Origin of the sequence: Mesorhizobium sp. AA23, assembly GCF_001672435.1 — a bacterium.
Taxonomy (GTDB): Bacteria; Pseudomonadota; Alphaproteobacteria; order Rhizobiales; family Rhizobiaceae; genus Mesorhizobium.
The window spans coordinates 184881-198959 of sequence record NZ_LYTP01000012.1; the positions used below are offsets into that span (position 1 = coordinate 184881).

15 protein-coding genes are annotated in these 14079 nt (G+C 65.0%); 10 read left to right on the top strand and 5 right to left on the bottom strand.

Features of this window, described 5'->3' with window-relative positions; translation table 11 throughout:
* Window positions 1–6 precede the first annotated feature (6 nt).
* From A9K66_RS11540 to A9K66_RS11570, 7 genes are all read left to right on the top strand, one after another.
* Window positions 7–168 (top strand): DUF1328 family protein, encoded by a 162-nt coding sequence (locus A9K66_RS11540; RefSeq protein ID WP_066991727.1) that lies wholly within the window; start codon window positions 7–9, stop codon window positions 166–168.
* 117 nt (window positions 169–285) lie between these two features.
* Window positions 286–1170 carry a diaminopimelate epimerase gene (gene dapF, locus A9K66_RS11545; protein WP_067323659.1) on the top strand — a complete coding sequence of 295 codons (885 nt, stop codon included), beginning with the start codon at window positions 286–288 and terminating at the stop codon, window positions 1168–1170.
* On the top strand, window positions 1170–2498 hold the full coding sequence (gene mtaB, locus A9K66_RS11550; RefSeq protein WP_067323661.1) for a tRNA (N(6)-L-threonylcarbamoyladenosine(37)-C(2))-methylthiotransferase MtaB: 1329 nt from the start codon (window positions 1170–1172) through the stop codon (window positions 2496–2498). Before dapF ends, mtaB begins: the two co-directional genes overlap by 1 nt.
* Window positions 2499–2511: 13 nt before the next feature.
* Window positions 2512–4422 (top strand): signal recognition particle-docking protein FtsY, encoded by a 1911-nt coding sequence (ftsY, locus tag A9K66_RS11555; RefSeq protein WP_067323664.1) that lies wholly within the window; start codon window positions 2512–2514, stop codon window positions 4420–4422.
* Window positions 4423–4464: 42 nt separating this feature from the next.
* Window positions 4465–5130 (top strand): septation protein A, encoded by a 666-nt coding sequence (locus tag A9K66_RS11560; RefSeq protein WP_067323665.1) that lies wholly within the window; start codon window positions 4465–4467, stop codon window positions 5128–5130.
* A gap of 24 nt (window positions 5131–5154) precedes the next feature.
* Window positions 5155–5775: a pyridoxamine 5'-phosphate oxidase family protein gene (locus A9K66_RS11565; protein ID WP_066991742.1), complete on the top strand. Its 621-nt coding sequence runs from the start codon at window positions 5155–5157 to the stop codon at window positions 5773–5775.
* Window positions 5776–5814: 39 nt separating this feature from the next.
* Entirely contained in the window at window positions 5815–6348 is a 534-nt protein-coding gene (locus tag A9K66_RS11570; RefSeq protein ID WP_067323668.1) for an NADPH-dependent FMN reductase, read from the top strand.
* Window positions 6349–6360: 12 nt separating this feature from the next.
* Here the strand turns inward: A9K66_RS11570 and A9K66_RS11575 are convergent, their stop codons facing one another.
* Entirely contained in the window at window positions 6361–7278 is a 918-nt protein-coding gene (locus A9K66_RS11575; protein ID WP_067323670.1) for an SMP-30/gluconolactonase/LRE family protein, read from the bottom strand.
* A 229-nt stretch (window positions 7279–7507) separates the two neighbouring features.
* Here A9K66_RS11575 and A9K66_RS29430 point away from each other — a divergent pair, with 229 nt between their 5' ends.
* Window positions 7508–7675 (top strand): hypothetical protein, encoded by a 168-nt coding sequence (locus tag A9K66_RS29430; protein ID WP_082953829.1) that lies wholly within the window; start codon window positions 7508–7510, stop codon window positions 7673–7675.
* Window positions 7676–7755: 80 nt separating this feature from the next.
* On the opposite strand, the gene A9K66_RS11580 is transcribed toward A9K66_RS29430, so the two are convergent.
* The 4 genes from A9K66_RS11580 to ccmA all read right to left on the bottom strand — a co-directional run bounded on the left by A9K66_RS11580 (window position 7756) and on the right by ccmA (window position 9944).
* The gene (locus tag A9K66_RS11580; protein WP_067323672.1) at window positions 7756–8337 is read right to left on the bottom strand and encodes a DsbE family thiol:disulfide interchange protein; all 582 of its coding nucleotides are present in this window, start codon (window positions 8335–8337) and stop codon (window positions 7756–7758) included.
* The gene (gene ccmD / locus A9K66_RS11585; protein ID WP_067323674.1) at window positions 8334–8507 is read right to left on the bottom strand and encodes a heme exporter protein CcmD; all 174 of its coding nucleotides are present in this window, start codon (window positions 8505–8507) and stop codon (window positions 8334–8336) included. The genes A9K66_RS11580 and ccmD overlap by 4 nt, the downstream gene beginning before the upstream one ends.
* A gap of 128 nt (window positions 8508–8635) precedes the next feature.
* Complete coding sequence (gene ccmB / locus A9K66_RS11590; protein WP_067323676.1) at window positions 8636–9301, bottom strand: heme exporter protein CcmB; 666 nt, start codon at window positions 9299–9301, stop codon at window positions 8636–8638.
* A 40-nt stretch (window positions 9302–9341) separates the two neighbouring features.
* Window positions 9342–9944 (bottom strand): heme ABC exporter ATP-binding protein CcmA, encoded by a 603-nt coding sequence (ccmA, locus tag A9K66_RS11595; protein WP_067323678.1) that lies wholly within the window; start codon window positions 9942–9944, stop codon window positions 9342–9344.
* A 283-nt stretch (window positions 9945–10227) separates the two neighbouring features.
* Here ccmA and acnA point away from each other — a divergent pair, with 283 nt between their 5' ends.
* Together acnA and A9K66_RS11605 are read left to right on the top strand one after the other, a co-directional pair.
* Window positions 10228–12918, top strand: a complete 2691-nt coding sequence (gene acnA, locus A9K66_RS11600; protein WP_067323680.1) for an aconitate hydratase AcnA — start codon at window positions 10228–10230, stop codon at window positions 12916–12918.
* Window positions 12919–13270: 352 nt separating this feature from the next.
* The gene (locus A9K66_RS11605) at window positions 13271–14059 is read left to right on the top strand and encodes a thioredoxin family protein (RefSeq protein WP_067323682.1); all 789 of its coding nucleotides are present in this window, start codon (window positions 13271–13273) and stop codon (window positions 14057–14059) included.
* Window positions 14060–14079: the final 20 nt, after the last annotated feature.

A 14079-nucleotide genomic window follows, 5' to 3' on the forward strand; every position in this document is an offset into this window, starting at 1 on the left:
CTTTCCATGATCAAGTGGATCATCATCCTTCTTATCGTTGCCGCTGCGGCAAGCCTGCTTGGCATGCCCGCGCTCGCCGGCGCCGCCGCCACAGGTGCCCGCATCCTGATCGGTATTGTGCTGATCATCTTCCTGCTGATCGTGCTCGGCGTCTTCGCCGTGACTTAGCTCGCATATTCGCCGCGGCAGGCCAGAGCCGCGTTCCTGGCCAGGAGTCGCGTTGCACTGGTAATTCCCGCCCGTTTCCGCCATATAGCGCCAAACGGAATTGGAACGACCGGTTAGATGGCAGGCACTGCCCCATTCGCCAAGATGAACGGCATCGGCAACGAGATCATCGTCGCCGATATGCGCGGCCGTGGCGACAAGGTGACCGCAGCCGCGGCGATTGCCCTCAATGCCGACGCGGCGACCAAGTTCGATCAGATCATGGCGATCCATGATCCGCGCACGACCGGCACTGCTTATTACGTCGACATCTTGAATTCGGACGGCACCGGTGCGCAGGCCTGCGGCAATGGCATGCGCTGCGTCGTGCAGGCGCTTGCGGCCGAGACCGGCCAAAAGACCTTCACCTTCGAAACCCGCGCCGGCATTCTCAATGCTCAGGAACATGCCGACGGCTCGATCTCGGTCGACATGGGCAAGCCGCGTTTCGGCTGGCAGGAGATCCCGCTTGCCGAGGAGTTCCGCGACACTCGCATGATCGAACTGCAGATCGGCCCGATCGATGCGCCGGTGCTGCACTCGCCTTCGGTCGTCTCGATGGGCAATCCGCACGCGATCTTCTGGGTCGACCGCGACGTCTGGTCCTACGAGCTCGACCGATTCGGTCCGCTGCTCGAGAACCATCCGATCTTTCCCGAGCGCGCCAACATCACCATCGCTCAGGTCACCTCGCCGGAGACGATGATCATCCGCACCTGGGAGCGCGGCGCGGGTCTCACCAAGGCCTGCGGCTCCGCGGCCTGCGCCGCCGTGGTGGCAGCCGCCCGCACCAAGCGCACCGGCCGCAGCGTGTCGCTGGTCACGCCCGGCGGCGGCGAGCTCAATGTCGAGTGGCGCGACGACGATCACGTCATTTTGACTGGCGCCGCCGAATGGGAGTTTTCCGGCAGCTTCGACCCTTCGAACGGCGCCTGGGCCCGCGACACCGAAAGCGCCGCCTGATGTCCGCTCTTCAAAAGGGCCCGGCGCCCGAAGGGCCTATCGGCAACGGTATCGACGTGGTCACGTTCGGCTGCCGCCTCAACACCTATGAATCGGAGGTGATGCGCCGCGAGGCCGAGAGCGCCGGCCTCGGCGCGCGGGAAGGCGGCGCCGTCATCTTCAACACCTGCGCCGTCACCGCCGAAGCCGTGCGCCAGGCCAAGCAGGCGATCCGCAAGGCCCGTCGCGAGAACCCTGAAGCGCGCATCATCGTCACCGGCTGCGCCGCGCAGACCGAGCCGCAGAACTTCGTCGCCATGGACGAGGTAGACCTGGTGCTCGGCAATGAGGAGAAGCTCAAGGCGAACTCCTACCGCGCGCTGCCGGACTTCGGCGTCAACGATACCGAGAAGGCGCGCGTCAACGACATCTTCTCGGTGCGCGAGACGGCGAGCCACATGGTCGACGCCATTGAGGGCCGGGCGCGCGCCTTCGTGCAGGTGCAGAATGGCTGCGACCATCGCTGCACCTTCTGCATCATTCCTTACGGCCGCGGCAATTCGCGCTCGGTGCCGATGGGCGTCGTGGTCGAGCAGGTCAAGCGTCTCGCAGGCAACGGCTATGCCGAGATCGTGCTCACCGGCGTCGACATGACCAGCTTCGGCGCCGACTTGCCGGGCAGCCCGAAGCTTGGGAAGCTGGTGAAGACGATCCTGCGCCAGGTGCCCGAGGTGAAGCGCCTGAGGCTGTCGTCGATCGATTCGATAGAAGCCGACGACGAGCTGCTCGACGCGATTGCCACCGAGCCGCGGCTGATGCCGCATTTGCATCTGTCGCTGCAATCGGGCGACGACATGATCCTGAAGCGCATGAAGCGGCGGCATTTGCGCGATCAGTCGATCCGCTTCTGCGAGGACGTGCGGAAGCTCCGTCCCGGCATCGTCTTCGGAGCCGACATCATCGCCGGCTTCCCGACCGAGACCGAGGCTATGTTCAAAAACTCGGAGAAAATCGTCGAGGAATGCGGCCTGACGCATCTTCACGTCTTCCCGTTCAGCCCGCGCGAGGGCACGCCCGCCGCGCGCATGCCGCAGCTGCGCCGCGAGGTGGTGAAAGAGCGCGCCGCACGGCTGCGCGCCGCCGGCGAGGCCGCCTATCGCCGCCATCTGGCCGCCCTTGCCGGCACGCGGCAGTCGATCCTGATCGAGCGCGACGGGCTCGGCCGCACCGAAGGTTTCACGCTTGCCGCGATTGGCGTTGGACAGCCGGGCGAGATCGTCGAGGCGGTTGTCACCGGCCATGACGGCGCCCGGCTGATCGCGGCGCCGCTCGCCGCGCAAGCCGCCTGAGACTGCAAGACGTATGGCTGGTTTCTTCAAAAAGATATTTTCGTTCGGCAAGAAGGAAGTCGTCGAGGAGCGCGTCGACGAGACCGCGCCCCTGCCGCCGATCAAATGGGACGCGCTCGAGGCGCTGAAACCGGAAACCGAGCAGGAGCCTGCGTCCCGCAGCGCCGACGCCGGCGCCAATCACCCTCGAGCTGCGCTCGGGACCTCCCCCATCGAGGGGGAGGCAGGACCTGCGCCACAACCGGTTCCCGAGGAGCCGAAGCCCGAACCCGCACCGGACATTCCGCCGGCGCCGGAACCCGTCATCCCGCCGGCACCGGAGCCGGTCGTTCCATCCGAGCCGGAGCCGCTGCCGCAGCCCCAGCCGGAAGAAGAGCCGCGGCCCGCCCCGGAGCAGCCGCAGCCGCCTGCACCCGAGGAAGTGCCCGCTCCGCCCGGACCTGCACCTGAGCCGGTGCCCGCGCCGGCACCGCAGGAGGTGCCTGCACCCGCGCCGGCCGAGCCGGAGATCGAGCCTTCGCGTCCGGAGCCGCAGCCGGTGCCGGGGCCCGTCGAAGTGCCGACGACGCCCAGCGAAGTCCCGGCCGAGGCGCCAGCGCCGATCGAAGTTCCACCGGGCGAGGCACCTTCTATCGAGCCATCTTTAGAGGTCGGCGCCGCGCCCCATCCGCCTGCCGGCACCTTCTCCCCGTATAGTGACGGGGAGAAGGAAGAAGCGCCAACGCCAACGCCCCCTTCTCCCCGTTCTTCACGGGGAGAGGATGAGGGTGAGGCGCAGCGTCAGCCTGCGGAGGATTTGCCGCCACCGGAGCCGGCTCCGCCGGCGGAAGCCCTGCCTCCCATTCGCCAGGCTGCGCCGGTCGAGCCGGGGCGGATCCTTGCCGAGATCGCGCCCGAGCCGGAAGCCGTCCCCGCGCCGCCGCCGACCCCCGCTGCCGGCAAGGTGACGGTCGCCAAAAAGGTCGAGCAGAAGGCCGAGCCGCAGAAGGCACCGGAGCCGGCGCCGCGACGCTCCTGGTTCCAGCGCATGCGCGACGGGCTTGCCCGTTCCTCGCGCGAGCTCACCGGCAACATCGCCGGCGTCTTCACCAAGCGCAAGCTGGACGAAGACACGCTGCAGGATCTGGAGGACGTGCTGATCCGCGCCGATCTTGGCGTCGAGACGGCGCTGCGCGTCACCGATTCTCTCGCCTCAAGCCGATACGGCAAGGACGTTTCCGACTCGGAGGTCCGCGCCGTGATGGCGGCGGAAGTCGAAAAAGTCCTGACCCCGGTCGCCAAGCCGCTCGAGCTCGATCTCAGCCACAAGCCGCATGTCATCCTGGTCGTCGGCGTCAACGGCACCGGCAAGACCACGACCATCGGCAAGCTGGCGGCCAAGCTGACCGAAGGCGGGCTTTCGGTCATGCTGGCGGCCGGCGACACGTTCCGCGCGGCCGCCATCGAGCAGCTGAAGATCTGGGGCGAACGCACGAAGTCGCCGGTCATCGCCACCAAGCTTGGCGCCGACGCTGCCGGCCTCGCCTACGATGCCTTCGAGAAGGCGAAGGAGGCAGGCTCCGACGTGCTGATCATCGACACGGCCGGCCGCCTGCAGAACAAGACCGAGCTGATGGCGGAGCTGGAAAAGATCGTGCGCGTGCTGGGCAAGCTCGATCCGGAGGCGCCGCACACCGTGCTGCAGACCGTCGACGCCACCACCGGTCAGAATGCGCTCAGCCAGGTCGAGATCTTCCGCAACGTCGCCGGCGTCAACGGCCTGGTGATGACCAAGCTGGACGGCACGGCGCGCGGCGGTATTCTGGTGGCGATCGCCGCCAAGCATGGATTGCCGGTCTATTTTATCGGCGTCGGCGAGCAGGTCGACGACCTCGAACCCTTCTCGGCCAGCGAATTCGCCAGAGCGATCGCCGGCGTTGCTTGAACGATCCCAAAAGCGCCGACTTTCGGGACAACAAGGACTTTCATGAACATCCTCGAACGCGACCCGTCCGACCCGCAGAAACAGAAGAAGGAGGGCATCAACCCCCAGCTCAAGCTGGTGCTCGAGCTCGGGCCGCTGCTGGTCTTCTTCTTCGCCAATGCGCGCGGCGAATGGCTGGCGCAGAAATTTCCGGCCTTGGCCGAGCTCGGCGGCCCGATCTTCGTCGCCACCGGCCTGTTCATGGCCGCCACCGCGTTGGCGCTGATCGCCTCGTGGCTGCTCACCCGCACCTTGCCGATCATGCCGCTGGTGTCGGGCGTCGTCGTCCTTATCTTCGGCGCGCTGACGCTCTATTTGCAGGACGACGTCTTCATCAAGATGAAGCCGACCATCGTCAACACGCTGTTCGGCGGCGTGCTGCTCGGCGGCCTTTTCTTCGGCAAGTCGCTGCTTGGCTATGTCTTCGACTCGGCTTTCAGCCTCGATGCCGAAGGCTGGCGCAAGCTCACCTTCCGCTGGGGCCTGTTCTTCCTCTTCCTGGCCCTCGTCAATGAAGTCGTGTGGCGGAATTTTTCAACCGATGCCTGGGTTACCTTCAAGGTCTGGGGCATCATGCCGATCACGCTTCTCTTCACCTTCAGCCAGATGCCGCTGATCATGCGCCATTCGCTGGAGGAAAAAGCCAAGGAAGAGCAGGCGAGTAAATAGAGCAGGTTCCGGGGAGGGGGCGGCATGGAATTCCTCACCACGCGCGATGAGCTGAGGACGATCTACAAGACGCCGCGGCCGACCGACGGGTCGATCCGCAAGGAACTCAAGGCGCTCGATGGCCACTGCCGTTCCTTCATCGGCAAGAGCCCATTCGTGCTGATCGGCTCCTCCGACGGCGCCGGCAATGCCGACGTGACCCCGAAGGGCGACAAGCCCGGCTTCACCGCCATCCTCGACAGTTCCACCATCGCCATCCCTGACCGTCCAGGCAACAACCGGCTGGACACGCTGGAAAACATCGTTCGTTACCCGTCGGTAGGGCTGCTCTTCCTCATTCCCGGCATGAACGAGACGCTGCGCGTCAACGGCGAAGCCCACATAACCATCGACGCCGGACTGCGCGCCCGACTGGCCGTCGACGGCAAGGAGCCGCTGAGCGTCATCGTGGTGACGGTCAAGGCCGCTTACATGCACTGCGCCAAGGCCTTTATGCGCTCCGAGCTGTGGGAGCCGGAGACTTGGTATGACCGCGCGAGCCTGCCGACGCTCGGCCAGATCATCCGCGACCAGCTGGCGCTTACAGAGAGCGCCGGCGAGATCGACCGCGAACTGGACGACGATTACCGGCAGACCATGTGGTAGGCTCCCGGGCACGATTCGTCCGAACCGCCCCCGTCACCCTTGCTGAACCTCCTCGCCATATCCGGCAGCCTGCGCGCCGCCTCGACGAATTCGGCCCTTGTCGCGGCGCTTGCCGCCAACGTGCCTGCGGATTGCCGCGTCACCGTCTATGACGGGCTCGGCCGCTTGCCGATCTTCAACCCGGATGAAGAGGGCGAGCGCACGCCGTGTGAGGCAAGATACCTGATCGAGGCCGTCACCCGCGCCGATGGCGTCATCGTCTCCTGTCCCGAATACGCCCATGGCGTGCCGGGCGGCATGAAGAACGCGCTCGACTGGCTGGTGTCGCGCGACGCCGCCGTCGGCAAGCCGGCGTTGCTGGTGCACGCCTCGCCGCGCTCGCTCTTTGCCCGCGCCGCCCTTGCCGAGATCATGGGCACGATGTCCTTCGCGCTTTACGAAGAGACCGCGCTCGAGATCGCGCTGCTCGGCAAGAAGCCGCCGGAGGTGGAAGAAATCCTGGCTGAGCCGTCGAACCGACAGGCGATGCGCGAGGCACTTCAGGTTTTCGCCGGCTTTATCCGCCCCCGCTGACGCCGTTGCCGGTCAATACGTCTTGGCCCCATTCACCATCAGCCAGACCACATAGAGCGAGGTGGTGCCGCAGATGTAAAGGCGGTTGCGCTTGGCGCCGCCGAAGACGCAATTGGCGACGACTTCCGGCACTTTGACCTTGCCGATCAGCGTACCATCCGGATCGTAGCAATGGATGCCGTCGGCGGCGCTCGTCCAGATGCGCCCGCTTTCGTCCAGCCGGAAGCCGTCGAACAGGCCGGCCGTGCAGTCGGCGAAGACCTTGCCGCCCGAGACCTTCTTGCCGGCCTTGCCGACATTGAAGACGCGGATATGCGCGGGGTTCTTGGCGCCATGGGTGCGGCCCGTGTCGGCGACATAAAGCAGGCTTTCATCGAGCGAGAAGGCGAGCCCATTGGGCCTGACCATGTCGGTGATGACGGCATCGATCTCGCCCGTGCCGGGGTCGACGCGGTAGACATTGCAGGCGCCGATCTCGCTCTCGGCGTGATCGCCTTCATAATCGCTGTCGATGCCGTAGGCGGGATCGGTGAACCAGATCGAGCCGTCGGAACGGACGACGACGTCGTTGGGCGAGTTGAGCCGCTTGCCGCGCCATTTGTCGGCGACGGTGGTGACCGAACCGTCAGGCTCGGTGCGGCTGACGCGGCGGCCCGAATGCTCGCAGGTGATCAGCCGGCCCTGACGGTCGACGGTGTTGCCGTTGGAATTGCCGGACGGCTGGCGGAAGACGCTGACGCTGCCATCGGTCTCATCGTAGCGCAGCATGCGGTTGTTGGGGATGTCGGACCAGACGAGGTAGCGGCCGGCGGCGAACCAGGCCGGGCCTTCCGCCCACCGGCACCCGGTGAACAGCTTCTCAACCCGCTCATTGGCGTTGAACAGCCGCGAAAAACGCGGATCGAGAAGTTCATAGTCAGCGGCCGTCATGCTTTCCCTCCCGGCAATCAAAAGACGCGCGATCAAGCCAGCACAGAGAGGAGAAGGCAAGATCGCGGATGCCTCTCACGGCATGTTGACGCGTGGAGGGGCTAACACGCCATTAACCGGCTATGCGCTGCTTGCAATGGTGCATTGCAACATCTTTCTTTTGCAATGCACCATTCCTATGTCATTCTCGCAATAGATCAGGGAGGAATAACTCAGAAGGAACCTCGTCATGATCTTCGACAACCTCGTCACCCGCGCTCGCACCAACCTCGCCAAGCGCCGCCACTACAATCGTCTCGTCGCAGAAATCGAGAACCTGTCGAGCCGCGATCTCGCCGATCTGCGTGCCGACCGCTCCGAGATGCTCTACCAGATCCACAAGCAGATTTACGGTTGAGTTCGAAGCCGGTCGAGCCGGCCTTTGCGCCGCGTCGCTTCGCTCCTTGCCTCGCACTGGAATGACGACGCAAGGGGCGCCTAACCCGAAACCGCCAGGGCCTTCTCGATCTGCGGCAACAGCAAATCCTTCGCCGATTCCGGCGTCAGCGGCCCGACATGCTTGTAGGCAATCTTGCCGTCCTTGCCGATGACGAAGGTCTCCGGCACGCCGTAGACGCCCCAGTCGATCGCCGCGCGCCCGGCCGGATCGACGCCGATCGCCTGGTAGGGATTGCCGAGATCGCCAAGGAAGCGACGGGCGTTTGCCGGCTCGTCCTTGTAGTTCAGCGCGGCAAGCGTGAACCGCTTGTCCTGCGACAACGCCAGAAGCACCGGATGCTCTTCCCGACACGGCGCGCACCAAGATGCGAAGACGTTGACCAGCGTCACTTTGCCGGCGAAGGATCTTGAGTCCAGCCCCGGCAGGTTCGAGCCTCCGAGCGGCGGCAGGTTCGTCTGCGGCGCCGGCAGGCCGATCAGAGCCGAGGGAATTTCAGACTCGTCGCGGCCGGACAAAAGCTGCGACAGGAACAACCCCGCCAAGCCCAGGAATACCAGCAGCGGAAGCAGCACGAACAGGCGGCGACGGGGCGACGCCGGGGCTCCGGTTTCGGCGCTCACGGCTTCGCCGTCCCGGCCTTGTCGGAGCGCCGCCGCACGCCGGCCGCGTCGAGCGCCGCGAGCTCACGCTTGCGCGCCCGTCGGTCAAGCAGGATCCAGGCGATCAGCCCGACGAGCACGATCGCGCTGATGGCATAGGCTGCGGCGACATAGAGAGCATGAGCACTCATATCAGCCGCTCCATCTGGGCACCTTTCGCGCCTGCCATGCCAATCCGTTCGACCATGCCTTCCCTTAACTCTGCGTCACATGCCGCGCAATCAGGCGCGGTGCCGCAGTTGAGAAACGCCCCAGCGCCTCAATCCGTCCCGTGCCGCAACGCCAGCGCCGCGGCCAGCGGCCCCACCACGGCAAGAAACAGCGTCAGCGCGGCAAGAATGAGGAAGGGCTGCAGGAACGGCGCGGGATCGGCCACCGCGCCATAGCTCGCCGAGACGCCGAAGATCAGCACTGGAATGGTGAGCGGCAGCACCAGCACGGAGATCAAGAGCCCGCCGCGCGGCAGCGCCACAGCCACAGCCGCTCCGGCGGCGCCGATGAAGGTTATGGCCGGCGTGCCGACAAGAAGCGTAAATGCCGTCGCGCCGATACCGAGCGGCTCCATGTTCATGAACAGGCCGAGCAAAGGTGCCGCGATCACCAGCGGCAGCACGCTGCCCGCCCAATGCGCCAGACACTTGGTCAGCACCGTCAACGCCAGCATGTGACGGTCGCTGTTGAGCACCAGAAGATCGAGCGAGCCGTCCTCCCGATCGGCCTGGAAGAGGCGGTCGAGCCCAAGCAGGCAGGCGAGCAGGGCGGCGATCCACAGGATCGCCGGACCGATGCGCGACAACAGGTTGAGGTCGGGCCCGACGCCGAACGGGACCGTGGCAATCACCGCCAAGAAGAAGATGACGCCAATCAGCGCGCCGCCGCCGGCGCGGACGGAGAGGCGGACATCGCGGAGGAAGAGGGCTAGCATGACTTGATATGCCTTCGCCCAGGGGTGCCTCGCGCCGACATCAGTCACCCATCCTCAACGTCTTTGCTCCCTCGAGCCCGAGCGGCAAATGCGTGGCCGCCACGATGATGCCTCCCTCTCGGCAATGCCCTCTCATCAATCCCGCGAATCGTTCCTCCGAGGCCTTGTCCAATCCCGCGGTCGGTTCGTCGAGCAGCCAGACCGGCCGGGGGCTGACCAGGAGCTTCGCGATCGAGGCGCGCCGCCTTTGCCCGGTCGAAAGGTAGCCGAACGGCAGGTGCCCGAGCCCATCCAAGCCGACCGTCTCCAGCGCCTGCCCCACGCTCAAACCAGTCTCGCCCTGGAAGGCGCGCCAGAAGCCCAGGTTTTCTTCGACGCTGAGGGCGGTCTTCATCGCATTGAGATGGCCGAGATAGTGCGAGGCCGAAGCGACCGATGGAAACTCGTCGCCGCCGCCCTCGACCTTCACCTTGCCTTCGGCCGGCGGCAGCAAGCCGGCGATGGCCCGCAAAAGGGTCGATTTGCCGGCGCCGTTCGGCCCGGTGACGACGAGTGCCTCGCCCCTGTCGAGGGCGAATTCGATGCCGGAAAAAACCGTCTCGCCGCCGCGCTCGCCGCCCAGATTTTCGGCGATCAGCCGCATCCTTGCCCGTCCCGAAAGCACCGTTTCGCGGCCGCCGCCGCATCGCACAAATTTGCTTTTCGACTGTCTAGAACTATTCCAGAAAATTCTCTATATGCGGTTCATCCGTGCCAGCGGTCGGCGCGGGAACAGAATTAGCGCCGAACCAGCGCACGCGCCGCCTTCAACGGCTCGGGTTGCTCGGGAGCGGACAGCGGAAATGGCCGTACCCGCACCTTTGCGCGTGATTGCATGCCAACGGCGTCCGTTCCCTTTCAGGCTGAACAGACAAGGACGGATCGCCGTGACGAAATCCCTCGATAGTTTCAACTGCCGCCGCACCCTGACCGTGGGGGGCGCGGACTATGTCTATTTCGACCTCGCAGAGGCGGAGAAAAACGGCCTTGGCGGCATTGCCCAGCTGCCCTATTCGATGAAGGTGCTGCTGGAGAACCTGCTGCGCAACGAAGACGGCCGCTCGGTCACCAAGGAAAGCATCCAGGCGGTCGCGGCATGGCTCACCGACAAGGGCACTGCCGGCGTCGAGATCGCCTACCGCCCGGCGCGCGTGCTGATGCAGGATTTCACCGGCGTTCCGGCCGTTGTCGATCTCGCGGCCATGCGCGACGGCATCAGGGCGCTCGGCGGCGATCCGGAGAAGATCAACCCGTTGGTGCCTGTGGATCTCGTCATCGACCACTCCGTCATCGTCGACGAATTCGGCACGCCGATGGCCTTCGCCCGCAATGTCGAGCTCGAATATGAGCGCAACGAGGAGCGCTACAAGTTCCTGAAGTGGGGCCAGCAGGCCTTCCGCAACTTCCGCGTCGTGCCGCCGGGCACCGGCATCTGCCACCAGGTCAATCTCGAATATCTGGGACAGGTGGTGTGGACCAACGCGGAAGAGGGCGAGACCACAGCCTATCCCGACACCTGTGTCGGCACCGATTCGCACACCACCATGATCAACGGCCTGGGCGTGCTCGGCTGGGGCGTCGGCGGCATCGAGGCCGAGGCCGCGATGCTTGGCCAGCCGGTCTCCATGCTTCTGCCGGAGGTGATCGGCTTCCGCCTCACCGGCAGGCTCAAGGAAGGCGTCACCGCCACCGACCTCGTGCTCACCGTCACCCAGATGCTGCGCAAGAAGGGCGTCGTCGGCAAGTTCGTCGAGTTCTTCGGCCCAGGCCTGTCCAACATGACGCTGGCCGACCGCGCCACCATCGGCAACATGGCGCCGGAATATGGCGCCACCTGCGGCTTTTTCCCGGTCGATAGCGAGACCATCCGCTATCTGACAATGTCCGGCCGCGAGGAAAGCCGCATCGCGCTGGTCGAGGCCTATTCCAAGGCGCAGGGCATGTGGCGCGACGCCGGCTCGGCCGATCCGGTCTTTACCGATCTGCTCGAGCTCGATCTCGGCGACGTCGTGCCGTCGATGGCCGGCCCGAAGCGCCCGGAAGGCCGCGTCGCGCTGCAGGATATTCCCGCCGGCTTCGCCAAGGCGATGGAGACCGAGTACAAAAAGGCCGTCGAGATCTCGAAGCGTTACGCCGTCGAAGGCACCGCTCACGATCTCGGCCATGGCGACGTCGTGATCGCCGCCATCACGTCGTGCACCAACACCTCCAACCCAAGCGTCTTGATCGGCGCCGGCCTGTTGGCTCGCAATGCCAACCGGCGCGGCCTGAAGCAGAAGCCGTGGGTGAAGACCTCGCTGGCGCCCGGAAGCCAGGTGGTCGCCGAATATCTCGAGAAATCCGGCCTGCAGAAGGAACTCGACCAGATCGGCTTCAACCTGGTCGGCTTCGGCTGCACCACCTGCATCGGCAATTCCGGCCCACTGCCGGCGCCGATCTCCAAGACCATCAACGACAAAGGCCTGATTGCTGCCGCGGTGTTGTCCGGCAACCGCAACTTCGAAGGCCGGGTTTCTCCGGACGTCCAGGCGAACTATCTCGCCTCGCCGCCGCTGGTGGTGGCGCATGCGCTGGCCGGCACCGTCACCAAGGACCTCACCACCGAGCCGCTCGGCGAGGGCAGCGACGGCAAGCCGGTCTATCTCAAGGACATCTGGCCGACCTCGGCCGAGATCCAGGAGTTCATCGAGAAGAACGTCACGCGCGAGCTTTTCGCCCGCAAATATGCCGACGTCTTCAAGGGCGACGAATATTGGCAGAAGGTGAAGGCGCCGGAAGGCCAGACCTATGCCTGGGACGATCATTCGACCTATGTGCAGAACCCGCCTTATTTCGCCGGCATGGGCCGCGCCTTCGGCAAGGTCGGCGACATCAAGGGCGCGCGCGTGCTTGGTCTCTTCGGCGACAAGATCACCACCGACCACATCTCGCCGGCCGGCTCGATCAAGGCGGCTTCGCCGGCAGGCAAGTACCTCACCGAGCACGGCGTCGGCGTCGCCGACTTCAACCAGTACGGCACGCGGCGCGGCAACCATGAGGTGATGATGCGCGGCACCTTCGCCAACATCCGCATCCGCAATCACATGCTGGGCGAGAACGGCCGCGAAGGCGGCTACACGATCCACTATCCTTCGAAGGAGGAGATGTCGATCTACGACGCGGCCATGGAATACAAGAAGGAAGGCGTGCCGCTAGTCATCTTCGCCGGCGTCGAATATGGCAACGGCTCCTCGCGCGATTGGGCAGCCAAGGGAACCAACCTCCTTGGTGTCCGCGCCGTCATCGCCCAGTCCTTCGAGCGCATCCACCGCTCGAACCTGGTCGGCATGGGGGTCATCCCCTTCGTCTTCGAGGACGGCACCTCATGGGCTTCCCTCAACCTCAAGGGCGACGAGCTGGTCGAGATCGACGGCCTGGATGCCATCAAGCCGCGCCAGAAGATGACGGCCAAGGTCACCTATGGCGACGGTACGCTGAAGAACGTGCCGATCATCTGTCGCATCGATACGCTGGACGAACTCGACTACTTCAAGAACGGCGGCATCCTGCAATACGTGCTGCGCGATTTGGCTGCGTAGCGACAGGGAATAGGCGGTAGGCATAGGCAGGGGGAGATTTTCCCACTGCCTGGTGCCTACTGACGTCCTAGTTAAACTGCGGCAGGCCAAGCATTCTCCGCCCGGCTCAAAGTCCAAGTCCGATTGGCGCGCAATAGAAATCCTCCGGCAGCAGCAAACTTACCCCAACGCGGCGATGCGGTCCCGAAATCGAACCGGGTCGAAAAATGCAGCGGCCCCTCCTGTCGCCGCCTTACCTGCGGTCGCGGCGACAAAATTTCACCGCAACGTGACTTCCCGTTGACTGTCCGTTCTGCCACATATTTTAGCAACCAGAACAAGGCCGGCGTGACCGGCGGGAATTGGAACGGTCATGGCATTGCGAGGACCATTGCGGCTTACGGCAGTTGCGCTGGTCCTCACGGCGTTGAGCCGCGTGGCCTCAGCAGCCGAGCTTGAGAAAGTCGCGACCGGCAAGCCGCAGACTGAAAAGCCTTTGGGCGTCGTCGAGTTGTTCACCAGCCAGGGCTGCAGCTCCTGTCCGCCGGCCGATGAATTCTTTGCCGAGCTGGCGGCGAAGGAAAATGTCGTCGCGCTCGCTTATCACGTCAATTACTGGGACTACCTGGGCTGGCAGGACACGCTGAGCAACAAAGAGAACACCGAGCGGCAGTATGACTATATGCGCGCCTTCGGCAGCCGTTCGGTCTACACCCCGCAAGCCGTCATCAACGGCCGCAGCCATGTCAACGGCGCCAACCGCAAGGAGATAGACGGCGCGCTGGCCCGCATGGACAGGGCCGGCGAGGGCATGCGGGTCGGCATCAAGGTGAGCCGCACCAGCGATCGGGTCATGATTGACGCCGGCGATGCCGGCAATGGGCCGACCGACGCCCATGTGGTGATCGTCTATTTCGATCCGCCGCAGATGGTGAAGATCGGCCAGGGCGAAAACAGCGGCCGCAACATGACCTATTGGAACGCCGTTTCCGACATCCAGATCGCCGGCATGTGGAACGGCAAGGCGCAGCGTTACGAGCTGCCGATGACGGAGATTGCGAAGAAGGGCGGCTGTGCCGTGCTGCTGCAGTCCGTCGGCAAAGACGGCGTCCCGGGACCGATTCTCGGCGCCGCGCTCATCCGCAAGCCTGACCGGCTCTGACGGCTCCGCTGACAAAACCT

Bases quoted from the DNA above. Each gene is read 5' to 3' on its own strand.
- A9K66_RS11540 (WP_066991727.1), top strand. From the start codon at position 7: ATGATCAAGTGGATCATCATCCTTCTTATCGTTGCCGCTGCGGCAAGC.
- dapF (WP_067323659.1), top strand. From the start codon at position 286: ATGGCAGGCACTGCCCCATTCGCCAAGATGAACGGCATCGGCAACGAG.
- mtaB (WP_067323661.1), top strand. From the start codon at position 1,170: ATGTCCGCTCTTCAAAAGGGCCCGGCGCCCGAAGGGCCTATCGGCAAC.
- ftsY (WP_067323664.1), top strand. From the start codon at position 2,512: ATGGCTGGTTTCTTCAAAAAGATATTTTCGTTCGGCAAGAAGGAAGTC.
- A9K66_RS11560 (WP_067323665.1), top strand. From the start codon at position 4,465: ATGAACATCCTCGAACGCGACCCGTCCGACCCGCAGAAACAGAAGAAG.
- A9K66_RS11565 (WP_066991742.1), top strand. From the start codon at position 5,155: ATGGAATTCCTCACCACGCGCGATGAGCTGAGGACGATCTACAAGACG.
- A9K66_RS11575 (WP_067323670.1), bottom strand. From the start codon at position 7,278: ATGACGGCCGCTGACTATGAACTTCTCGATCCGCGTTTTTCGCGGCTG.
- A9K66_RS29430 (WP_082953829.1), top strand. From the start codon at position 7,508: ATGATCTTCGACAACCTCGTCACCCGCGCTCGCACCAACCTCGCCAAG.
- ccmD (WP_067323674.1), bottom strand. From the start codon at position 8,507: ATGAGTGCTCATGCTCTCTATGTCGCCGCAGCCTATGCCATCAGCGCG.
- ccmB (WP_067323676.1), bottom strand. From the start codon at position 9,301: ATGCTAGCCCTCTTCCTCCGCGATGTCCGCCTCTCCGTCCGCGCCGGC.
- ccmA (WP_067323678.1), bottom strand. From the start codon at position 9,944: ATGCGGCTGATCGCCGAAAATCTGGGCGGCGAGCGCGGCGGCGAGACG.
- A9K66_RS11605 (WP_067323682.1), top strand. From the start codon at position 13,271: ATGGCATTGCGAGGACCATTGCGGCTTACGGCAGTTGCGCTGGTCCTC.